The sequence below is a fragment of the Polaromonas sp. genome (assembly GCF_013817205.1).
In the GTDB taxonomy this organism is placed as follows: domain Bacteria; phylum Pseudomonadota; class Gammaproteobacteria; order Burkholderiales; family Burkholderiaceae_C; genus Polaromonas.
On record NZ_JACDDD010000070.1, the window covers coordinates 1 to 21,162 of the forward strand.

The following is a 21,162-nucleotide window of genomic DNA, read 5'->3' on the forward strand; positions in this document are numbered from 1 at the left end:
CTGCCGACGCTGCTGTCCACGCGTTGTTCTGGCGGTCGGGTCTCTGGCAGGCTGCTCGCCAGCAGCACCAGCCCGGCCACGCCGGCCACGGTGACGGCCCAGAACACGCTGCGCCAGCCCAACGACTCGATCAGCAGGCTGCCGGCCAGCGGTGCAAGGATGGGCGACACGCTGAACACCAGCATCAACAGCGACATCAGCCGCGCGGCATCGGTGCCGGTGTGTAGATCGCGCACCACGGCGCGCGGGATCACCATGCCGGCGCAGGCGCCCAAGCCCTGGATGAAACGCAGCACGACCAGGGTCTCGACGTCGGGTGCCAGCGCGCAGCCGACACTGGCCGCAGCGAACAAGGCGAGGCCGAAATACAGCGGCGGCTTGCGGCCCACCATATCGGAGACCGGGCCGTAAATGATCTGGCCTATTCCCAGCGAAATGAAAAAGGCCATCAGACTGGCCTGCACCGCACCGACGGAAGCGCCCAGGCTCTGGCCAATGGACGGCAGCGCCGGCAAATACATGTCGATGGCGAAGGGGCCGATGGCCGACAGCAGGCCCAGGACCAGCGCGGTGCGCAGAAAAGTAGAGTTCATGGAGCAAAAAAAGGCCCTTCCGCGATGGAAGGGCCTGTATCTGGTGCCCGGGGCCGGAATCGAACCGGCACGCCTTGCGGCGGGGGATTTTGAGTCCCCTGCGTCTACCAATTTCACCACCCGGGCTGCTGGGAGCAAAGACGCAAATTATGGCACAGTGAGGGTATGAACTATCCGACTCTCGAAGACGCCATTGGCAAAACGCCGCTGGTGGCACTGCAGCGCATCCAGGCTGAAAGCAACACCCAAAACAACAATGTGGTCCTCGGCAAGCTCGAGGGCAACAACCCCGCCGGCTCGGTGAAAGACCGCCCCGCGCTGTCCATGATCAAACGCGCCGAGGAGCGCGGCGACATCAGGCCTGGTGACACATTGATCGAAGCCACCTCGGGCAACACCGGCATCGCGCTGGCCATGGCCGCGGCCATCAAGGGTTATCGCATGGTGCTGATCATGCCGGAGGACCTGTCGATCGAACGCGCACAAACGATGAAAGCTTTCGGCGCCGAGCTGATCCTGACACCCAAAAGCGGCGGCATGGAGCATTCACGCGACCTGGCCGACCAGATGCAGCGTGACGGCAAGGGCCGGGTGCTGGACCAGTTCGCCAACGCCGACAACCCGCGCATCCACTACGAAACCACCGGCCCCGAAATCTGGGCCGACACGCGGGGCAAAATCACGCACTTTGTCAGCGCCATGGGAACCACCGGCACCATCACCGGCGTCTCGCGTTTTCTGAAAGAGAAGAACCCCGCGATCCGCATCATCGGCGCGCAACCGAGCGAAGGTTCGCGCATTCCCGGCATCCGCAAATGGCCGGAGGAATACCTGCCGAAAATCTACGACGCCAGCACCGTCGATGAAACCGTGCTGGTCAGCCAGCAGGATGCCGAAGAGATGTGCCGCCGCCTCGCGCGCGAGGAGGGCATCTTCGCCGGCATCTCAGCCGCCGGCGCTTGCTGGGTTGCGCAGGAGATCGCCAAAACCGTGAAGGACGCGGTGATTGTTTTCATCGTCTGCGACCGCGGCGACCGTTACCTGTCCACCGGGGTGTTTCCGGCCTGAGCCCAGGTTTGTGAGTAAAAAATGCCTCCAGCCCCCGTCGAACGGGCGAAGTCAGCTATCAATACCGTAGCAAATCGAAAGCGTATCCATGAGTCATGAGTTCAAGTTTTGCCCTAACTGCGCCACGCCACTGGCCATGGTCAGCCAGATGGAGGACGGCGGCGAGAAGGCCCGTTTGCGTTGCCCGGCCTGCGACTACACCCACTGGAACAACCCGGTGCCGGTGCTGGCAGCGGTGATCGAGCACCAGGGCAAGATCCTGCTGGCGCGAAACGCTGCCTGGACGGCAAAGATGTACGCGCTGATCACCGGTTTCATGGAAGCCGGCGAAACGCCCGAGGGCGGCATCACGCGCGAGGTCAAGGAAGAAACCAATCTCGACGTGACCGACCTCAAGCTGATCGGGGTCTACGACTTCCAGCGCATGAACCAGATCATCATTGCCTACAGCGCGGTCGGCCACGGCGAGGTCAAACTGTCGCCCGAGCTCGTGGACTACAAGCTCTGTGCCCATGAAGACGTCAAGTGCTGGCCGGCCGGTACCGGTTACGCCATGGCCGACTTCCTGACGTCCAAGGGCTACACGCCGCAGTTTGTCGAGTGGCAAAAGCGCGACTGAGGCCGCGCTGGTTGCGCTGCCCGGCTTCCGCTAGAATTTGCCTTGCTCCGGGGTGCAGCCTTGCTTGAAACGGCAGGGGTGGCTGAGATGGTCAGAACCAAACCCGCGAACTTGAATCGGTTCATACCGACGTAAGGAGAGCTGTCAGCAACCCGGTGCGGGACTGCCACATCTTTTGGAGCACGTGTTCAACAGGCAACCGAAAGCGTGATGAATGGCTCCCTCTGCCTTGATTGCTGACTTGCTGGCCTTTCTGGCAGGCGACAACCCGACCGACGAGGCTTTCGACCAGCTGGCGCTTGCCCTGTTCGCGCACCAGTTCCAGCACAACCTGCCCTTTCAGCGCTTTTGCCAGCAGCGCGGCAAAACCCTGCGCACCGTCAAAAGCTGGCGCGACATTCCAGCCGTGCCCATCAGCGCCTTCAAGGCACTGACCCTGAGCTGCATTCCTGCCGACCAGGCAGAGCGGACCTTCATGACCAGCGGCACCACGCAGGCTGAGATCAAGGGCCAACACCACCACCCGACGCTGGCGGTGTACGACGCGTCCATGCTTCTTAACTTCGGCCAGCGCTTCATGGCCAGCAAGGGTGGGCGCATCCGCATGGGCATTCTGTTTCCGGACGAGACCTTGCTGCCGAACTCCTCACTGGCGCATTACCTCGCGCTGGCCGTGCGTGAGTTCGGCACGGAGGCCAGCCACTACCTCCTCACGCAGCAGGGCCTGGACACAGCGCGCGCGATCGCCGAACTGGACCGCGCGCAGCAGACCGGCGAGCCCTATGCGCTGCTGGGCGCGAGTTATAGCTTTGTGCATTTGCTCGACGCCTTGCAGCGCCAGGGCAAAACCTTCCAACTGCCGGCCGGCAGCCGTGTGCTGGACACCGGCGGCTTCAAGGGCCAGTCGCGCGAATTGTCCATGCAGGATTTCTATACGCAGCTTTCCGGCACGATGGGTATCCCTGCCAGCCAGTGCATCAATATGTACGGCATGACCGAGCTGAGTACGCAGTTTTATGACGCGGGCAATGCCAGCCTGCCTTCCGTCAAGTCCGGCCCGCACTGGATACGCAGCCGTGTGGTGGAGCCTTTGAGCGGTGAAGAGTTGCCGCGCGGCGAGCAGGGCATCCTCGCGCACTGCGACCTGGCGAACTTCAATTCCGTCACGACCATCCTGACCGAAGACGTGGGCGTCGCGGTGGATGGTGGCTTTTTGCTGCTGGGCCGCGCCCAGGGCAGCGCCGCCAAGGGCTGCTCGCTGGCGGTCGAAGAATTTCTGCAGGCGGCCGCCGCATGACGCTGCTGCGCGAAACCGCCGGCTACCTGCCCGGGCTTTGCGCCGATGATGTGACGTGGCAGACGCTGAGTTTCGAGAGTAAGGGCGGCGGCGCCGAGGTCGCCGTGCCGGTGCTGAGCGAAGCGCAGATCGTGACGCTGACGCAGCGCGTGCGCAGCGCCAGCCGCAGCTATTTGAAGTCACTGACGGTGGCGCAAATCGTGGACACCATAGACACGGCCATCCACCGCCTGCTGGACCCGCAGGACCCGTGGCGGCGCAAGGCCGACAACCTGCTGCCCCTCGTGACCGGTTACGACGCCGAGATGGTGCGCCTGGGCCTGACCGGCTACCTCAAGACCTTCCGCAAGCCGCAACTGCAGCGTTTTCTCACTGAGGATTTCGCCAACCCGCAGCTGCTCGACGGCTTTGTTCCGCGCAGCAAGGGCGGCTTTGCCAAAGCCTTTGGTCCCGATGTGGCGGTGCATGTCTGGGCCGGCAATGTGCCTGGCCTGTGTTTGTGGAGTTTGATCTCGGGCCTGCTGGTCAAGTCCGGCACCGTCGGCAAGGTGGCCAGTGCCGAGCCGCTGCTGGCCGGCTGGTTCGCGCAGCTGCTGGTCGAGATCGATCCGAATCTCGCCGATTGCCTGGCGGTGGTCTGGTGGAAGGGCGGCGACACTGCGCAGGAAAAAGTGTTTTTCAGCCACGCCGATCTGGTGCTGGCTTACGGCGGCAATGCCGCGCTGGCCGATGTGCGGCGCCAGGTGCCGGTCACCACGCGCTTTTTGTCTTTTGGCCACAAGCTCAGCTTCGGTCTGGTGGCCGCGTCGGCGCTTGATGCACGCAAGGCACCGCGCTCGGCGCAGCAGGCGGCCTACGACGTGGTGCGTTACGACCAGCAGGGTTGTTATTCCCCACATGTGTTTTATGTGGCGCGCGGCGGAAAGATCAGCCCGGACGAGTTCTCGCGTTACCTCGCGCATGAGCTTTCTGCGCTTGAAAAGAAATACCCACGGCGCGCGCTGAGCCTGGGCGAAGCGGCTGATCTGGCGGCATGGCGTGGTGCCGAAGAAATCCGAAGCCTGGCATCCGGCGGCCCGCAGATTGCGGGTGAGGGCGACTGGACCGTGGTTTACAGCGACGGGCTGCAGCCGCTGGCGCCCGGTGCGTTAAACCGCACGGTGTCTGTGGTCGCGGTCGATCAGCTGGTCGATGTGCTGCCCCTGCTGGCACCGCATCGCGCTTTTTTGCAGACCGTCGGCGTGGCCGCCACGCCGCGCGAACTGTTTGAAATTGCCGAACAGCTCGGTCGCGCCGGTGTCACCCGCATCTGCGCGCTGGGCCAGATGACATCGCCCGAAGCCGGCTGGCACCACGACGGGCGTTTCAGCCTGCTCGACATGGTGCAGATGGTGGACATCGAATCGTCGGCCGAAGCTGCAGCCGAAACCCTGGCGCCCTATGTCGACTGATGCGCCCGCTTTTCTCGACATGCGCGGGGTCAGCTACAGCTTCCCCGCCTATCCGCGCGTGGTCAATCAGGTCGATTGGCAGATCGCGCGCGGCGAGGTACACAGCCTGGTGGGGCGCAGTGGTTGCGGCAAGACCACCCTGCTCAAACTCGCGGCCGGCCTGTTGCTGCCCGATGCCGGCACGGTCACGGTTGATGGCCAGGCGCTGCGCAAGCCGGGCAGCCAGCTTGGTTTTGTATTTCAGGCGCCCACCTTGCTTGAATGGAAAACCGTGATCGACAACGTGCTTCTGCCCGTCACGCTGCAGCGCAACCCGCTGCCGACCGACCGTGCACGCGCCGACGAGTTGCTGGCGCTGATGGGTCTGTCCGGCCTGGGCCGGCGTTTCCCGACCGAACTGTCGGGTGGCCAGCAAAGCCGCGTGGCGATTGCGCGTGCGCTGCTGCTGGCGCCCACGCTGCTGCTGCTCGACGAACCCTTTGCGGCGCTGGACGCGATCACGCGCGAGGAGTTGCAGGACGACTTTCTGCGCATCTGCCGCCTCGCGCAGACCACGGTGTTTTTTGTCACGCACGACATCAGCGAGGCGGTGTATCTGGCGGACCGCGTGGCGGTGATGGCCGACGGAAACATCACCGCCGACCTAGTGGTCGATTTGCCCTGGCCGCGCCAGCGCGAACTGCGTTACGGTGCGCCCTTCAACGCGGTGTGTGCGCAGGTGCGCCATGCGATGGATGGGCTTGTCACATGTTGAGTCGCTTGGCCAGTCTGGCCCTGTTCGTTGCCCTCGTGGCAGGCTGGGAGTTTCTGGCGCGTGACGATAGCGTCTCGGCGCTGGTGCTGCCTGCGCCCTTGGTGATCTGGGACACGCTGTGGAACGGCCTGCGCAGCGGCTACTTCTGGCCGCACCTGATCCACACCGGCACCGAGCTGCTGCTGGGGCTGGCGCTGGGCTGTGCTGCCGGTTTTTTCGGCGGCATCGCCATGGCCGAATCGGTCTTTCTGCGCCGCCTGCTGTTTCCCTATGTGCTGGTCAGCCAGGTCGTGCCCAAACTCGCGCTGGCGCCGCTGTTCATCGTCTGGTTTGGTTTTGGCATGACCTCGACCGTGGTCATTACGGCGCTGATCTGCTTTTTCCCGCTGATGGAAAATACCTTGACTGGCTTGCAGCAGGTCGAGCCGCGCAAGCTGGAGCTGTTCCGCATGCTGGGCGCCACCCGCGCGCAGACCCTCTGGCAACTGAAGATTCCGTCGGGCTTGCCGGTCATCCTGGCCGGCTTTCGCGTGGCCGTGGTGCTGGCGCTGGTGGGCGCAGTGGTTGGCGAATTCATTGGCGGCAGCAAGGGCTTGGGCGCGCTGATCATCGCCTCACAGGGAATGATGGACACGCCGCTGATGTTTGCCGTGCTGCTGCTGATCACTGTGCTGGGCGTGGTGATCTACCAACTGGCGCTTGGCCTGGAGCGCCTGCTGCTCTGGCCGCATTTCAAAGAAAACTCAAAGGACTGACATGAAACACCTGAAACCACTTCTTCGCGGCTTGGCCGCCACACTGCTGCTCGGCTGCGGCCTGGCCCATGCTGCCGACAAGGTGGTGGTGGCCGGCTGGAGCCAGCCGATCACCGAGATCACCAACCTGCTGGTCGAGGAAGACAAGGGCTTCTTCAAGGCCAAAGGCATAGACCTCGGCTACGTGCCGGGCGCCGGCGGTGGCGACGCGATCCGCAACATGTTGACCGGCCAAGCCACCGTGGCCTTTACCGACCCGGGTTCCTTTTTTGCCGCGCTCGACAAGGGCGAAAAACTGCGCGCGATTTACGACATTTATCCGCAGAACGTTTTCAATGTGGTGGCACTCAAATCCAGCGGCATCACCCGGCCATCGCACCTCAAGGGCAAAAAGATCGGCGTTTACAGCCTGTCCAGCGGCACCCGGCAAAACCTGCTGGTGCTGCTGCAGCAGGCCGGGCTGACCGAGGCCGACGTGACCATCGTCGTTACCGGCCTGCTGAACTTCGCGCCGTTGATGCAGGGCCAGGTCGATGCCACCGCCGCTACCGACACCGGCCTGCTGGTCGGCCGCTCCAGAGGCCTCGCCGATGTCAACGTGATGGCCGTGCGCGACCACCTCAACGTCTCCAGTGACATGTTTGTGGTGACCGAAGCCACTTACCAGACGAAGAAGGATGTGCTCAAACGTTTTCTCGCCGGCTACCGCGACAGCATGGCCTGGATGATCGCGAATCCGGACGAAGCCGCCGCGCTGGCCGTCAAACGCGCCATCGACGGCAAGAACCCGGCGGTGAACGTCGAGATCATCAAGCTGCGCAATGCCGCCAGCGTGTCGCCCGTCACGCAAGCGCGCGGCCTGGGCGCGCTGGACATGGTCATGTTCCAGAAGGCTGCCGACGCCTACAAAAAACTCGGCATCATCCAGCGCGAGATCAAGGCGCCGGACGTGGTCATGCAGGACCTGCTGCCGGCGAAGTGATAACAGAGAACGAGCCGCCATGAAGTTCAAGGGCAAGGTGGTGCTGGTCACCGGCGCCGGACGTGGCATAGGTGCGGCGATTGCACGCGCTTTTGCGCGCGAAGGTGCGGCAGTGGTCATCAACTACCTGCAGGATGCGGCTTCGGCCGAAGCCATTGCCGCTGAATGCAAGGCGCTGGGCGGCGACGGCTGGGCGCTGCAGGCCGACGTCAGCTCGCAGCCTGCGGTCACGGCGATGGTCACGCAGGTGCTGGCCGAGATGGGCCGCATCGACGTGCTGGTCAACAACGCCTTTGCGTCCTACAGCTTCGACCCCGAGCAGCGCAAGCTGTTCTGGGAACTGGACTGGGCTGACTACCAGCGCCAGATCGACGGCGCGGTGCGCGCCACCTTCAACGTTTGCCAATCGGTGCTGCCGCATTTCAAGCAGCGCAGCCAGGGCGCCATCGTCAACCTCGCCAGCGATCTGGTCGAGCGGCCCAGCGTCCCGTACCACGACTACAGCACCGCCAAATCGGCCCTGGTCGGCTTCAGCCGCAACCTGGCTGCCGAGCTTGGCCCCTTGGGCATACGCGTCAACTGCGTGGCCCCCGGCCTGGTCTACCCCACTGCCGCCAGCCGGCAAACGAAAGAAGAGCTCCGGGACCTGCTGACCGCCCAGACCCCGTTGCGCCGCATCGCCACGCCCGACGATGTGGCTGGGCCGGTTCTCTTTCTCGCGTCCGACTGGAGTGGCTTCATGACCGGGCAGACGCTTTTTGTCGATGGCGGGCTGGTGATGCGTTGAGCGGCCTGGCTGACAAGCATTTTTGGCCTTTAGCCCACGTCTGTCGGGCAAGGATAGCTATTAAAAACATAGCGAATTTGTACGGTGGTATCTGCACTTTGTTGGCGCTTCCGGCCTACACCCGCCAAGCGCTACGCGGTCTAAACTAACATTCCACTCATCAACAGGATTCCAGATGGCCAACAATTTGATTGAACAGATACTCGCAGGCGTTTTGTCCAACGGCATGGGCGGCCGCGGCCAGCCTGGTGTGCATGACATGTCGCCGGGCGGCGGTGGCGGTGGCGGTGGCGGACTGGGCGATTTGCTGGGTGGGGGCGGCGGAGGCGGCCTGGGAGACTTGCTGGGCGGGATATTGGGCGGCGGTGGCGCCCCGGCCGGTGCCAATCGCGACCGCAGCTCATCCTCCTTCGGTGGCAGCGGCGGCGCGTTGATCGCCATGCTGCTGCCTTTGGCCATGCAGTGGGTCCAGCGCAACGGCGGCCTGGGCGCGGTGCTGGGCAAGTTCCAGCAAAAAGGCTACAGCCAGCAGGCAGCCTCTTGGGTGTCCACCGGTGACAACGAATCATTGTCTCAACAAGCCGTTGAGGATGTCGTTGGACTTGACGAGCTGTCGCGCCTGTCGCAGCAACTCGGCGTGCCCGAGCAGCAGGTAGCCAACGGCTTTGCACAAATCCTTCCCGAGATGGTGAACCAGCTTACGCCTCAAGGCAACGTATCCGGCGATGCCGACGACGCGTTGCGGGACAGCATGGCGGAAGTACAGGCAATGCTGAGCCGGATGCATGCCCGCTGAGCGTGCCGGGGGCCGGCGCCGGCCGGAAACGTCGGGCTTGTGAACATTTTAGGCCTGCATACCCCGTCCAGCTTGCGCAAGCAGCTATCAAAACTGTAGCGTATCGCCCTGATAACAGATGGCTGGCAGCCGCCACAGCCGCCTTGTTAAACTACAGGCCTGCCTTTGTAGCTCAGTGGATAGAGCGATCCCCTCCTAAGGGATAGGTCGCAGGTCCGATTCCTGCCAAGGGCACCATCTCTTCCCCGCTGTGACGCTCAGACGCTGAGCACTTATGCCGCTTCAGGCCGCACCTGGCGTGTTATTTAGGCAGCAGGCGCATGGCTTCTTCCAATCCCTCGATGGTCAGCGGATACATCCGCTGGTTGACCAACTGCTGTATCACGCCGATGCTCTGACGGTATTGCCAGACGCCTTGCGGCTCGGGGTTGATCCAGGCGAATTTCAGGTAGGCATTGATGCATTTCACTCCGACCTTACAGTCCACTAGCGCGGGGTAGGGGGCGATGCACGTTTGCCCAGTCCGTGGCTAGCGACGATTCGGCAGGCTGCTATTCCAGGGGCTTGTACGCAATCACGTCAATCTCCACGCGCGCATCCACCATCAGGCGGGCCTCAGTGGTGGACCGGGCGGGTTTTCCGCCTTCAAAGTAGCTCATGTAGACGCGGTTGAAGCTGGCGAAATCCCGCGCGTCCTGCAGCCAGACGGTGGTTTTGCAGACGTCTGCCAGGGTGCAACCTGCCAGCGCAAGCACGGCCGACAAACCGCCACGGCCGCGGAGCTCGACGCCATGTGTGCGCTGCTGGAGCGCTGCATGGAGGAAGGTGCGACAGGCATGTCGTCGGGCTTGTTTTACACGCCCGCTTTTGCCGCACCTCCCGACGAGCTGGTTCGTCTGGCGAAAGTGATTTCACGTTTCGGCGGCGTTTACAGCACCCATTTGCGCGATGAAATGGCCACCATTGTGGAAGCGCTGCACGAGGCCGGGTCGACGGCGTTTGAGGGCGGCGTCCCGCTGATTATTTCGCATCACAAATGTGCAGGTCCTGCCAACTGGGGCCGCACCCTGGAGACCTTGCCATTCATAGAATCGCTGGCCCGGCGGCAGGAAGTGGCCATGGATGTCTACCCGTATGTTGCTGGTTCTACGGTGCTGCGTGAGGATTTGGTGGATGGGGTGATCGATGTCTTGCTGAGCTGGTCAGAGCCTCACCCTGAGATGACGGGGCGCACCCTGGCTTCTATCGCCCAGGAGTGGGGTGTGGACCAAAAAGCCGCATGCCGACGCCTGCAACCAGGCGGCGCCTGCTATTTCCAGATGCATGAAGACGATGTGCGCCGGGTGATTGCGCATCCTCTGAGCATGATTGGCTCGGACGGTCTGCCCCACGACCAGCATCCACATCCCCGCTTGTGGGGGGCTTTCCCAAGGGTGTTGGCGCGCTACTGGCGTGAAGAGAAATTGTTCTCACTTGAAACCGCCATCTACAAAATGACCGGGCTGTCAGCTCGCAACTTCCGGTTGCACCTGCGCGGGCAGCTCAAAACGGGCTGGCACGCGGACGTGGTGGTATTTGATCCGCAAAGGGTCAAAGATGTTGCAACCTATGGCAACCCGCTTGCACGATCCGAGGGCATTGCCAGGGTGTATGTGAATGGCGAGCTGGCCTACGAGGAGGGTAGCCCGGGCGTCCTGGCGCGGGCGGGCCGGATGTTGACAAAAGACAAGGCGGCCATCGCCGAGGCTGCTCCTTTGTAACCAATCACCTTTTTGCCGAACCTCTACGGGATGTGACCGGCTTACATAATCACTTTGAATGACTGAAAAATTTGACGTCGTTACTTTCGGCGAGGCGCTGATGCTGCTGCTGGCGGACCGTCCCGGGCCGCTGGAAACCGTGGACAGCTTTTCCAGGCGGATCGCCGGGGCTGAATGCAATGTTGCCATTGGACTGTCGCGTCTGGGTTTTCGTGTTGGCTGGGCCAGCCGGGTTGGAGTCGAATCCATGGGCCGCTATGTGCTGGGCGCCATGCGCAGTGAAGGGGTGGACTGCGCACACGTGCTGTTTGACGGCGATCAAAAAACGGGGTTCATGTTCAAGGGCAAAGTCAACGACGGCAGCGATCCGCCGGTGGAATACCACCGGAAGGGTTCCGCAGCCAGTCTCATGGACCTGCCTGACATCGATGAAACGTGGCTCTTGTCGGCCCGCCATCTGCATGCGACGGGTGTTTTTGCGGCAGTCTCCGCGAGCACGTTTGCAGTGTCCCGCAAAGCCATGGATCTCATGAAAGCCGCCGGGCGCACGGTCTCCTTTGACCCGAACCTGCGTCCCAATCTTTGGGTCACGCCGCAGGCCATGCGTGAGGCCGTCAATGAGCTTTCCACTCGGGCAGACTGGGTGTTGCCCGGGCTGGAAGAAGGGCGCTTTTTGACAGGAGAGCAGACACCTGAGGCGGTGGCCCTTTTTTTTCGGCAGCGCGGCGCCGCGCTGGTCGTGGTCAAGCTGGGCAGCGCTGGCGCTTACTTCGATGGCGCTAGCGGCACCGGCTATGTCCCGGGCTTTCCTGTGCCGAAGGTGGTCGATACCGTGGGTGCGGGCGATGGTTTCGCGGTGGGTGTGATCAGCGGGCTGCTCGATGGTCTGGACCTTCCCGAGGCCGTAAAGCGTGGCGCCTGGATAGGCGCGCGCGCCGTTCAAGTCAGGGGTGACAGCGAAGGCTTCCCGACACGAGCCGAACTGACACAGCACAATGTTCAACAAAGCCGCGACTGAATTGCGAAAAGGTTCTCAGGCGGGAGTGCTGGTACCACCAACAGGAATCGAACCTGTATCTAACGCTTAGGAGGCACTCGTTCTAGCCATTGAGATGGCGGCAGATCCCGGCAATGGCTGCGGGGAGCCTGAATTCTATTCGCTGGAAGAAGCACCCGTTCCGCCTGCGGACGCAAGCTACTTCGACAGCAGGCGCATGGCTTCTTCCAGCCCCTTGATGGTCAGCGGATACATACGCTGGTTGACCAACTGCTGTATCACGCCGATGCTCTGGCGGTATTGCCAGACGCCTTGCGGCTCGGGGTTGATCCAGACGAATTTCGGGAAGGCATTGGTCAGGCGCTGCATCCACTCGGCGCCAGACTCTTCGTTGTTGTACTCAACACTGCCGCCGGCCTGCAATATCTCGTAGGGGCTCATGGTGGCGTCGCCGACAAAGATCAGTTTGTAGTCCTTGTTGTACTTGCGGATGATGTCCCAGGTGGCAAACTTTTCGCTGAAGCGGCGGCGGTTGTTCTTCCACATGAAGTCATAGACGCAGTTGTGGAAGTAATAAAACTCAATGTGCTTGAACTCGGTCTTGGTGGCCGAGAACAGTTCCTCGACACGCGCGATGTGTTCGTCCATGGTGCCGCCCACGTCCATCAGCAGCAGCACCTTCACATTGTTGTGGCGCTCCGGCACCATCTTGATGTCCAGCCAGCCGGCATTGGCTGCGGTCGAGCGGATGGTGTCGTCCAGATCCAATTCCTCGACATGGCCCTCGCGCGCGAACTTGCGCAGGCGGCGTAGCGCGACCTTGATGTTGCGCGTGCCCAGCTCCTGGGTGTCGTCGTAGTCCTTGTAGGCGCGCTGGTCCCAGACCTTGACCGCGCTTTTGTTGCGGCTTTTTTCCTGGCCGATGCGTATGCCCTGGGGGTTGAAGCCGTTGGCGCCAAAGGGCGAGGTGCCGCCGGTGCCTATCCATTTGCTGCCGCCTTCGTGGCGCTCTTTCTGCTCTTCAAAACGCTTTTTCAGCGTCTCCATGAGTTCGTCCCAGCCCATCTTCTCGATTTTGGCTTTTTCTTCGGGGGTGAGTTCCAGCTCCAGGTTTTTGCGCAGCCACTCCAGTGGGATGTCCTTGGTGAAGTCGGCAATCATCTCCACACCCTTGAAGTAGGCCGCGAAAGCGCGGTCGAACTTGTCGTAGTGTTTTTCGTCCTTCACCAGCACGGTGCGGCTGAGGTAATAGAAGTCGTCGATTTTGTACGCGCCCTCGCCGATCTCACCGTCCGCCGTGTCCTTGCCGCTGTTGGGCCCGACCACGCCGGCCTGCAGGGCCTCGAGCAGCATCAGGTATTCCTTGACTGAGACCGGCAGCTTGGCGGAGCGCAGGGTGTAGAAGAAGTCGATCAGCATGTCTGGGCTCCCTTCATTCCTTCGCAGGCCGGGGTTTGTCCAGCATGTACAGAAGCTGCGCCTTGACCTCCGGCCATTCACCGGAACGCAGGCTGTACATCACCGTGTCGCGAATCGTGCCGTCGCGACGCAGGCCGTGTCCGCGAATCACACCGTCCTTTTTTGCACCCAGACGTTCGATGGCGCGCTGCGAGGCGTGGTTGAAGTTGTCGGTGCGCCAGCCGACGACGTGGCAGCCCAGGGCATCGAAGGCATGCGTCAGCAGCAGCAGCTTGCAGGTGGTGTTCACGTGGGTGCGCTGGCAGCGCGCGGCGTACCAGGTGTAGCCAATCTCGACGCGTTTCACGGCCGGCAGGATGTCGTGGTAACTGCTGCTGCCCAGCACCGTGCCGGTCGCCTGGTCGCGCACGGCAAACGCAAAACGATGACCGGCTTCGCGCGCCTTTAAGGCGTCTTCAATATAGGCGCGGGTCTGGTCCGGCTCGGGCACCGAGGTGATGCGCAGCTTCCACAACTCGCCGTCGGCGGCAGCGGCACGCAGCCCCGCTTCGTGCTCCAGGCCCAGGGGCACCAGCTCGACGCCGCGGCCGGAAAGGGTGACGGGTGGTACAAAACTCATGGTTCGCGACTCCCTTGAGGTCACCGCCTCAGCGGTTGTGGCGCTGCATGAACACCAGTTTTTCAAACAGCGTCACGTCTTGCTCGTTTTTGAGCAGCGCGCCCACCAGCGGCGGCACGGCGACCTTGTCTTCCTTGCTTTGCAGCGCTTCGAGCGGAATGTCTTCGGCGACCAGCAGTTTGAGCCAGTCCAGCAACTCGGAAGTGGAAGGCTTCTTTTTCAGGCCGGGCAGGTTGCGAACGTCGTAAAAGGTCTTCATGGCCGCAGCCAGCAGCTCTTTCTTGAGGCCCGGGAAATGCACGTCCACGATCAGCTTCATGGTGTCGGCGTCGGGGAACTTGATGTAGTGGAAGAAGCAACGGCGCAAAAAGGCGTCGGGCAGTTCCTTTTCGTTATTGGAGGTGATGAAAACCAGCGGCCGGTGCTTGGCCTTGATCAGCTCGCGCGTTTCGTAGCAGTAGAACTCCATGCGGTCGATCTCGCGCAGCAGGTCGTTCGGGAACTCGATGTCGGCCTTGTCGATCTCGTCGATCAGCAGCGCGACCGGCTCGTCGGCGGTGAAGGCCTGCCAGAGCACACCTTTGATGATGTAGTTGTGGATGTCCTTGACCTTCTCGTCACCGAGTTGCGAGTCGCGCAGGCGCGACACCGCGTCGTACTCGTACAGGCCTTGCTGCGCCTTGGTGGTGGACTTGATGTGCCACTGCAGCAGCGGCAGCTTCAGGGCTTCGGCCACTTCCTCGGCCAGCATGGTTTTGCCGGTGCCGGGCTCGCCCTTGACCAGCAGCGGCTTCTTCAGGGTGGCGGAGGCATTGACGGCCAGCATCAGGTCCTGAGTGGCAACGTAATTCTTGGAGCCTTGAAATTTCATGGTGGGCAGCAGCGTTGAGGGGGAAGGCGGGTGAATGTGTCTGGATTCGGCCGGGTGGGCGCCAGCTTGGCAGGCCCAGATATAATCGATGGCTGTTGATATAACGAATCCTCACCTGAATTGTGCGCGAAAAATGAATAAGCTGTTCACCACGATATTCGCTCTGGCTGTCTCTCTTGTGACTGCTGCAGCCCATTCCCAGGACATCAAGGGTGATGTCAAAGCCGGCGAAACCAAAAACGCCATGTGCATTGGTTGCCACGGCATCAAGGGTTACCAGGCCAGCTTCCCCGAGGTCTACAAGGTGCCGATGATTTCAGGCCAAAGCGGCAAGTACATCGCTGCTGCCCTGCAGGCCTACAAAAAGGGTGAACGTAAACACCCCACCATGCGCGGCCTGGCTGAATCGCTGAACGACCAGGACATCGCTGATCTGTCGGCCTATTACGAGCAGCATGGCGTGACCGCCGCCCCGGCCGCACGCACTGCCAAGACGCCAAGCCCTGCTGTGGCGGCCCTGTTGGCCAAGGCCAATTGCGCGTCCTGCCACGGCGCCGACTTCAGCAAGCCGATTGATCCAAGCTACCCCAAGCTCGGCGGCCAGCATGCCGACTACCTGTTTGTGGCGCTCAAGGCCTACAAGGTTGAGAACAACCCCAAGGTCGGCCGCGGCAACGCCATCATGGCCGGCATGGCCAAGCAGTACACCAATGCCGAACTCAAGCAGCTCGCTAACTACATGGCCTCCATCGAGGGCGACCTGAAGGTGGTTCCGCAGAGCAAGTTCCGTTGAACCGCTTCGCTCCGGACGTAAACAATGCCCCGCTCTGCGGGGCTTTGTCCTTGTGGGCAATCTTTTGTCGCGTGATGTTTGGAGCGGCTGCCTTCAAGGTGCCGGGAGTTACACGGAGCGAGCGACGAGGGGCCTAATCTCTCGTGGCGTGCCGTTGCACACAAGCAATATAGGCATCGCCATCGGGCGGGCGGCCTGCGCGCTGGCTTTCCCAGACCATCTGACCCAGGCAGTCCATGGCTTCATGGTGAGCGTCGTGCAGCGAGTTGCGCCGGGCCGCCAGCAATTCCACTGCCTGGCGGATGCCCCGCGGCTGGTCGATGGAGCATTGCTCGCTGATCGACAGGTGCATGGACAGGTGCAAAAAAGGGTTGGTCTTGCCGGCTTCCACCTCGTAGACTTTGGTCAGCGCGGCATCGGTATCGGCAAGATCGGCGTGGTATTCGGGATGGTCTTCCAGCCACTGGCTTGCTATGGTTTCAATAGCTTCCAGCGGTTGTCCGGCGAGGGTTTTGGCGTAAACAGAGCAGAAGAACCGACGAACGTCGGCTTGCGAGGGAGTGAACATCGGGTAAGCGTAGCACGGCTGGTTTTTTCGGTGAAGCTGTGGTGTTTACAGCACGCCGGCCGGGGAAACTGCCCCCCCCCTTGCTGCTACCCGGCGCCCAATGGCTTAAATTAGCGGGATGGCAGCGTGATACCGGCAAGCGCGCCGGTCTATCCAATATCCGGCGAGGAGAACTTCATGAACGCAATGAAAATCACAGGCATCGTCCTGATCGTGCTCGGCCTGGCCGGCTTTTTCACCGGTGGCTTCAGCTTCACCAAAGACACATCCACAGCCAAGCTCGGTCCGCTTGAGCTGGTGGTTAAGGAAAAGGAAACCATCAACTTTCCGCAGTGGCTCAGCATAGGCGCAGTGCTTCTGGGTGCGGTCGTGCTGGTGATGGGTTCGCGGAAATAGTTGCCCCCACGTTCGCTCGCTTCGCGTAGCTCGCTGCCCCCCGAGGGGGCCGCTGCGCCTGCGGGCCGGCAAAGCCGGACCCGCGGCCCCTGCTTGAAAAGAGTGGAGCCCTTACTGGCGCGGGAATCCGTTCGTCCTGAGCCTGTTGAAGGGATGACCCTTTGCGAGCTGGAAAAACTGGTCGGTCTGCCGATTCGGATTTGAATTCATCTATGCTTTCGGGCTGAGCCCAAGCCTTCAAATAACATCCGTTCGCAAGCACTTCGACAGGCTCGGTGTGAACGGACAACAGGAGACTCCTCACATGGATCAAGCCTTCATCTGCGACGCCATTCGTACCCCCTTCGGCCGTTACGGCGGCGCGCTCAGCAGCGTGCGGACCGATGACCTGGCCGCCGTGCCGCTCCAGGCGCTGATGGCGCGCAATCCGAATGTGGACTGGCTGGCCGTGACTGACGTCATCTACGGTTGCGTCAACCAGGCCGGTGAAGACAACCGCAACGTCGCGCACATGGCCACCCTGCTGGCCGGCCTGCCGCTGGAACTGCCCGGCACCACGCTGAACCGCCTGTGCGGCTCCGGCATGGATGCGGTTGGCACGGCGGCGCGCGCTATCAAGGCCGGTGAGGCCCGCATGATGATCGCCGGCGGCGTGGAGAGCATGAGCCGCGCGCCGTTTGTGATGGGCAAGGCCGAAAGCGCCTTCAGCCGCGCAGCACAGATGTACGACACCACCATCGGCTGGCGATTTGTCAACAAACTGATGAAGGAAAAATACGGCACCGACGCCATGCCCGAGACGGCAGAAAACGTCGCGGCCGATTACAAGATCAGCCGCGAAGACCAGGACAAAATGGCGCTGGCGTCGCAACTGAAGGCTGTCGCTGCGCAGAAGGCTGGATTCTTCGATGCCGAAATCACGCCGGTCAGCATCGCGCAGAAAAAGGGAGACCCGGTCGTTGTCAGCAAAGACGAGCATCCGCGCGAAACGTCCATGGAAGCGCTGGCCAAACTCAAGGGTGCGGTGCGGCCCGACGGCAGCGTCACGGCGGGCAATGCCTCGGGCGTCAACGACGGCGCCTGCGCGCTGCTGATCGCCAATGAAGAGGCTGCGAAACAGAACGGGTTGACACCACGCGCGCGCATCGTCGGCATGGCAACTGCCGGTGTGCCGCCGCGCATCATGGGCATAGGCCCGGCGCCGGCGACTGAAAAGGTGCTGACACTGACCGGCCTGAGCCTGGCGCAGATGGATGTGATCGAACTCAACGAAGCTTTTGCGGCCCAAGGCCTGGCGGTGCTGCGCCTGCTGGGCCTGCAGGACGACGATGAGCGCGTCAACCCGAACGGTGGCGCGATTGCGTTGGGCCACCCGCTGGGCGCATCCGGCGCGCGGCTGATCACCACTGCGGTGAACCAGTTGCACCGCACCGGTGGCCGTTACGCCCTGTGCACCATGTGCATCGGTGTGGGGCAGGGGATTGCGGTGGTGATCGAGCGCGTGTGACCGGGTCCGGTGTGCTGCGGATTTATGATCAAAACAGGTTGTAGACCCCGTCACTACTGCATAGTATGCTACTGAAATAGTAGCAAAAAATTGACGTGGCGCCGTGCCAGTCAGCCCGGCTTCTAAAGCGCCATCGACTGCCGCAGCGCCATGGCCGCACGCCAGCGCAGCAGCTCCGGGTGCTGTTCGCCGGGCGTGACCTTGACGATGCGTGCAAAGTCCACCGCCACCACGGCGGTGATGTCGGCGATGCTGAACTGGTCTGCGGCGATGAAGTCACGGCCGTGAAGCCGATCATTGAGCACGGCAAAAAAATTCTGCACTCGCGCCAGCCCGCGTTGGGCCAGCTCCGGGATCTGCGGGTAGTCCACGGGGCCGGGCAGGGCACGGTTGGCCATGGCGGGCGAGCTGTTGCGCAGGCATTCGGCAATCGCCAGCAGGCCTTCAAACTCAATGCGCCACTGCCAGCTGGCAATGTCGGCTTTGTCCAGCGGTGTGCTGCCCAGCAAAGGTGGCTCCGGTTGATACGCTTCGAGCCAGGCCGCAATTGCCGCGTTGTCGGTGAGCATCAAGCCATCCTCCGTGCGCAGGGCCGGCACGGTGCATTGCGGATTGATTGCGCGGTAGGACTCACCCATCTGTTCGCCGACACGCAGGTCGATCTGAACGGTCTCGTGCGCCAAGCCTTTTTCGGCCAGCAGGATGCGGGCGCGTCGCGGGCTGGGGGCGGTGGCGCAGTCGTACAGAGTGATCATGCGCTCAATTTATCCTGGGTGTTGGTGTCAAAGTCGCTGGGCTCGTGACGCTCATGCAGCTGGCTGGACGCCTCGCCCCAGGTGCGGTTGACCATGCGCCCGCGCCGCGCGGCGGGTCGTTTGGCGATTTCGTTGGTCCAGCGCAGCACATGGGTATAGGCCTGCACCTGAAGGAACTCGCCGGCTTCATAGAGCTGGCCCTTGACCAAGGTGCCGTACCAAGGCCAGACCGCCATGTCGGCAATGGTGTAGTCCTCGCCCGCCAGATACGGCACTTCGGCCAGGCGGCGGTCCAGCACGTCGAGCTGGCGCTTGACTTCCATCGCGTAGCGGTCGATGGGGTACTGCATCTTGCTTGGTGCGTAAGCGTAAAAATGGCCGAAGCCGCCGCCCAGGAAGGGCGCACTGCCCATTTGCCAGTTGAGCCAGGACAGGCATTCGGCCCGGGCTGCGCCGCCCGCGGGCAAAAATGAGCCGAACTTCTCGGCCAGGTACTGCAGGATGGCACCGGATTCAAAGACCCGCACGGGAGTGGTGTCGCTGCGGTCGACCAGCACCGGGATCTTGGAGTTGGGATTGGCCGCCACGAAACCGCTGCCAAACTGCTCGCCCTCATGAATGCGGATCAGCCAGGCGTCGTACTCCGCGCCGCCGTGCCCCAGCGCCAGCAGCTCTTCCAGCATCACCGTGACCTTGACGCCATTGGGCGTGCCCAGCGAATACAGCTGCAAGGGGTGTCGGCCGACCGGGAGGTCCTTGTCATGTGTAGCGCCGGCCACTGGCCGGTTGATGTTGGCGAAGCGGCCACCGCTGGATGCCGGCGGCGACCAAACGGCGGGGGGTGTGTAGGGTGGGGTTTCGTTCATGCGGGCCATATTGCCTGAGTTCGAAGAGACGTGCAGAAGACGCTGGTTTTTTGATGGGCATGCTTTCCCCCAGCGGGAACAACTGATTTGCGCAGTGCTTCTTGCTCCGCGGGGGTGGCTGCGGCGTATTCGCTCCGACCGCGCGGTCATGCATATACCCATCGGGACCGAACGTGAGGCGTCGGCGCACCCTTGGCGCTGCGCAACATCGGCATGAAAAAGAGCGGCCTCGACAAGGCCGGCAACATGGCGATGCGGAACCAGTACGGCAACCTGCAGTTGTCGCAACATTCGGCTATCCGGCAACTGCTGCAGGATGCGTTTGAGGGGATGCGGCCGGTTCAGTGATGGGCGCGTGTGGGGGATCAACAGCCCGATTGTGTTTGCACCGGAGGGCAAGGTTTGACTTCAACGGGACCGATGACCCGCATCCATGTTGGCACGGACCACACCCGTGCCCACCTCAGAAGCCGGAGATACGACTGCGGGCGCTTTCCCAACAGCCAGCCGATCGGTCAAATTCTTGCGCTTGTGGGGCGTCCATAAACGAATTGTCAGGCCGCAACTCGCCAAGGTGGATGCTTGCGCTTGTCACCTGCCCAATAGAAACAGATTTCATTGCCCGAAGGGTCAATGAGACGGGCCTCCCGCCATAGCCAGCGCTCGTTGGAGGGGAGCTTGTTGAACTCAAAGCCCTCAGCAACCAGACGCTCAACCCGCGCGTCTAGATCCAAGCACTCGAAATACACAACCATCCCAGCCGTAGAAGTGGGGTCCTCTACCGTGTGAATAGAAAATGTGGAATCACCCTCGGGACACTCAAAGCGTGCGTAGCGAGGTGGCGAGTGAACGATGAGCGTAAAGCCCATAAGGCGATAGAACGCGACCGAGCGGTCAAAATCGGTAACGGGGAGCGTGACTTGGTTTAGGTTCACGGAAATCTCTGCTTGCGGCCTGACGTAGAGTTATCCCACCCGACCGACCCCGTCCAAGGTTTTGCTGCGTCGCACCCTATACGCCCTGAATGCAGCCAAAAACAAGAAAAAGGCCGCAACCCCGAGTCCGATGGAAACGACAGAGTGCTCAGCTCGGAGTGACAGGAGTGCAAGAACAATCGCCCCGACGAGAAAGAAATATAGGTTAAACGACAGTGATACCGTTTTCATACCCTACTGCTCCTCATTACTTTGGTGAGCCCTGTCGCACAAACGCACGTACAGCTCCAGGGCACGCCTTCAGCTGGATAACCTGACATAGCCCGTCGGATATCCTGGAATTTCAGCTGATCCGACTCGATATTCTGAGCGACCGGTTGGAATGTACACCCCGAAAAATCTGCATACCCCGCATGATAGCTTCACGCAGTGGCGCGCGGCCGGATCACTGAATCGCCCCGGGAATTGAGGAGGCTCCAACCTTTGAGAAGATGGAGCCATGAAGAAATCAAACAAGTTTTCCCCCGAAGTACGCGAACGCGCGGTCCGTATGGTGCAGGAGCACCGAGGCGAG

Annotated in this window: 23 protein-coding genes, 3 tRNA genes, 2 pseudogenes and 1 riboswitch; of the genes and pseudogenes, 16 read left to right on the forward strand and 12 right to left on the reverse strand. The window is 62.0% G+C overall.

The features are described 5' to 3' along the window. Positions 1-593, reverse strand: a 593-nt coding sequence (locus H0W47_RS14535; RefSeq protein ID WP_296925625.1) for a Bcr/CflA family efflux MFS transporter, incomplete at its 3' end; no start/stop codon positions are given. A 41-nt stretch (positions 594-634) separates the two neighbouring features. Continuing rightward, positions 635-719 (reverse strand) — tRNA-Leu (locus H0W47_RS14540). A 39-nt stretch (positions 720-758) separates the two neighbouring features. Between H0W47_RS14540 and cysM the strand changes: the two genes are divergently transcribed. From cysM to H0W47_RS14590, 10 genes are all read left to right on the forward strand, one after another. After that, a complete protein-coding gene (gene cysM / locus H0W47_RS14545; protein WP_296925627.1) occupies positions 759-1,661 on the forward strand; it encodes a cysteine synthase CysM in 903 nt (300 codons plus the stop codon). An 88-nt stretch (positions 1,662-1,749) separates the two neighbouring features. Then, the gene (locus tag H0W47_RS14550; RefSeq protein ID WP_296925629.1) at positions 1,750-2,280 is read left to right on the forward strand and encodes an NUDIX domain-containing protein; all 531 of its coding nucleotides are present in this window, start codon (positions 1,750-1,752) and stop codon (positions 2,278-2,280) included. A 38-nt stretch (positions 2,281-2,318) separates the two neighbouring features. Continuing rightward, positions 2,319-2,435: riboswitch (TPP riboswitch) on the forward strand. Positions 2,436-2,494: 59 nt separating this feature from the next. Next, positions 2,495-3,577 (forward strand): long-chain fatty acid--CoA ligase, encoded by a 1,083-nt coding sequence (locus tag H0W47_RS14555; RefSeq protein ID WP_296925632.1) that lies wholly within the window; start codon positions 2,495-2,497, stop codon positions 3,575-3,577. Continuing rightward, positions 3,574-5,028: an acyl-CoA reductase gene (locus H0W47_RS14560; protein WP_296925634.1), complete on the forward strand. Its 1,455-nt coding sequence runs from the start codon at positions 3,574-3,576 to the stop codon at positions 5,026-5,028. Before H0W47_RS14555 ends, H0W47_RS14560 begins: the two co-directional genes overlap by 4 nt. Beyond that, entirely contained in the window at positions 5,018-5,782 is a 765-nt protein-coding gene (locus H0W47_RS14565) for an ABC transporter ATP-binding protein (protein ID WP_296925636.1), read from the forward strand. The genes H0W47_RS14560 and H0W47_RS14565 overlap by 11 nt, the downstream gene beginning before the upstream one ends. Further along, a complete protein-coding gene (locus H0W47_RS14570; protein ID WP_296925639.1) occupies positions 5,776-6,537 on the forward strand; it encodes an ABC transporter permease in 762 nt (253 codons plus the stop codon). The genes H0W47_RS14565 and H0W47_RS14570 overlap by 7 nt, the downstream gene beginning before the upstream one ends. Before the next feature lies 1 nt (position 6,538). Further along, the gene (locus H0W47_RS14575; protein WP_296925641.1) at positions 6,539-7,519 is read left to right on the forward strand and encodes an ABC transporter substrate-binding protein; all 981 of its coding nucleotides are present in this window, start codon (positions 6,539-6,541) and stop codon (positions 7,517-7,519) included. A gap of 19 nt (positions 7,520-7,538) precedes the next feature. Continuing rightward, positions 7,539-8,306, forward strand: coding sequence for a 3-oxoacyl-ACP reductase (locus H0W47_RS14580; protein ID WP_296925642.1), 768 nt, complete (start codon positions 7,539-7,541; stop codon positions 8,304-8,306). Between the two features lie 175 nt (positions 8,307-8,481). Further along, entirely contained in the window at positions 8,482-9,102 is a 621-nt protein-coding gene (locus tag H0W47_RS14585) for a YidB family protein (RefSeq protein ID WP_296925644.1), read from the forward strand. 161 nt (positions 9,103-9,263) lie between these two features. Further along, positions 9,264-9,339 (forward strand) — tRNA-Arg (locus tag H0W47_RS14590). A 64-nt stretch (positions 9,340-9,403) separates the two neighbouring features. Here H0W47_RS14590 and H0W47_RS14595 read toward each other — a convergent pair. Together H0W47_RS14595 and H0W47_RS14600 are read right to left on the reverse strand one after the other, a co-directional pair. After that, the gene (locus H0W47_RS14595; RefSeq protein WP_296925669.1) at positions 9,404-9,571 is read right to left on the reverse strand and encodes a hypothetical protein; all 168 of its coding nucleotides are present in this window, start codon (positions 9,569-9,571) and stop codon (positions 9,404-9,406) included. An 82-nt stretch (positions 9,572-9,653) separates the two neighbouring features. Next, positions 9,654-9,857, reverse strand: a pseudogene (locus H0W47_RS14600) (RidA family protein); the annotation flags it as partial. A gap of 12 nt (positions 9,858-9,869) precedes the next feature. On the opposite strand from H0W47_RS14600, the pseudogene H0W47_RS14605 reads away from it, so the two are divergent. Next, positions 9,870-10,862, forward strand: a pseudogene (locus H0W47_RS14605) (amidohydrolase family protein); the annotation flags it as partial. Positions 10,863-10,920: 58 nt separating this feature from the next. Continuing rightward, positions 10,921-11,880, forward strand: coding sequence for a sugar kinase (locus H0W47_RS14610; RefSeq protein ID WP_296925646.1), 960 nt, complete (start codon positions 10,921-10,923; stop codon positions 11,878-11,880). A gap of 29 nt (positions 11,881-11,909) precedes the next feature. On the opposite strand, the gene H0W47_RS14615 is transcribed toward H0W47_RS14610, so the two are convergent. The 4 genes from H0W47_RS14615 to H0W47_RS14630 all read right to left on the reverse strand — a co-directional run bounded on the left by H0W47_RS14615 (position 11,910) and on the right by H0W47_RS14630 (position 14,768). Beyond that, positions 11,910-11,982 (reverse strand) — tRNA-Arg (locus H0W47_RS14615). 75 nt (positions 11,983-12,057) lie between these two features. Beyond that, a complete protein-coding gene (locus H0W47_RS14620; protein ID WP_296925647.1) occupies positions 12,058-13,278 on the reverse strand; it encodes a VWA domain-containing protein in 1,221 nt (406 codons plus the stop codon). A 13-nt stretch (positions 13,279-13,291) separates the two neighbouring features. Then, positions 13,292-13,897 carry a GNAT family N-acetyltransferase gene (locus tag H0W47_RS14625; protein ID WP_296925649.1) on the reverse strand — a complete coding sequence of 202 codons (606 nt, stop codon included), beginning with the start codon at positions 13,895-13,897 and terminating at the stop codon, positions 13,292-13,294. Between the two features lie 28 nt (positions 13,898-13,925). After that, positions 13,926-14,768, reverse strand: coding sequence for a MoxR family ATPase (locus H0W47_RS14630; RefSeq protein ID WP_077593805.1), 843 nt, complete (start codon positions 14,766-14,768; stop codon positions 13,926-13,928). A gap of 133 nt (positions 14,769-14,901) precedes the next feature. On the opposite strand from H0W47_RS14630, the gene H0W47_RS14635 reads away from it, so the two are divergent. Continuing rightward, on the forward strand, positions 14,902-15,561 hold the full coding sequence (locus tag H0W47_RS14635; RefSeq protein ID WP_296925653.1) for a c-type cytochrome: 660 nt from the start codon (positions 14,902-14,904) through the stop codon (positions 15,559-15,561). A 133-nt stretch (positions 15,562-15,694) separates the two neighbouring features. Here the strand turns inward: H0W47_RS14635 and H0W47_RS14640 are convergent, their stop codons facing one another. Next, the gene (locus H0W47_RS14640) at positions 15,695-16,129 is read right to left on the reverse strand and encodes a DUF1841 family protein (RefSeq protein ID WP_296925655.1); all 435 of its coding nucleotides are present in this window, start codon (positions 16,127-16,129) and stop codon (positions 15,695-15,697) included. 177 nt (positions 16,130-16,306) lie between these two features. Between H0W47_RS14640 and H0W47_RS14645 the strand changes: the two genes are divergently transcribed. Together H0W47_RS14645 and pcaF are read left to right on the forward strand one after the other, a co-directional pair. Continuing rightward, positions 16,307-16,525: a hypothetical protein gene (locus tag H0W47_RS14645; protein WP_296925657.1), complete on the forward strand. Its 219-nt coding sequence runs from the start codon at positions 16,307-16,309 to the stop codon at positions 16,523-16,525. A 304-nt stretch (positions 16,526-16,829) separates the two neighbouring features. After that, positions 16,830-18,032: a 3-oxoadipyl-CoA thiolase gene (pcaF, locus tag H0W47_RS14650; RefSeq protein WP_296925659.1), complete on the forward strand. Its 1,203-nt coding sequence runs from the start codon at positions 16,830-16,832 to the stop codon at positions 18,030-18,032. 122 nt (positions 18,033-18,154) lie between these two features. On the opposite strand, the gene H0W47_RS14655 is transcribed toward pcaF, so the two are convergent. Together H0W47_RS14655 and yghU are read right to left on the reverse strand one after the other, a co-directional pair. Next, positions 18,155-18,787 carry a glutathione S-transferase gene (locus H0W47_RS14655; protein WP_296925661.1) on the reverse strand — a complete coding sequence of 211 codons (633 nt, stop codon included), beginning with the start codon at positions 18,785-18,787 and terminating at the stop codon, positions 18,155-18,157. Then, positions 18,784-19,653 (reverse strand): glutathione-dependent disulfide-bond oxidoreductase, encoded by an 870-nt coding sequence (gene yghU, locus H0W47_RS14660; protein WP_296925663.1) that lies wholly within the window; start codon positions 19,651-19,653, stop codon positions 18,784-18,786. Before yghU ends, H0W47_RS14655 begins: the two co-directional genes overlap by 4 nt. 192 nt (positions 19,654-19,845) lie before the next feature. Here yghU and H0W47_RS14665 point away from each other — a divergent pair, with 192 nt between their 5' ends. After that, entirely contained in the window at positions 19,846-20,001 is a 156-nt protein-coding gene (locus H0W47_RS14665) for a hypothetical protein (protein WP_296925665.1), read from the forward strand. A gap of 206 nt (positions 20,002-20,207) precedes the next feature. Here the strand turns inward: H0W47_RS14665 and H0W47_RS14670 are convergent, their stop codons facing one another. Continuing rightward, complete coding sequence (locus tag H0W47_RS14670; protein WP_296925667.1) at positions 20,208-20,588, reverse strand: VOC family protein; 381 nt, start codon at positions 20,586-20,588, stop codon at positions 20,208-20,210. Positions 20,589-21,162 lie beyond the last annotated feature (574 nt).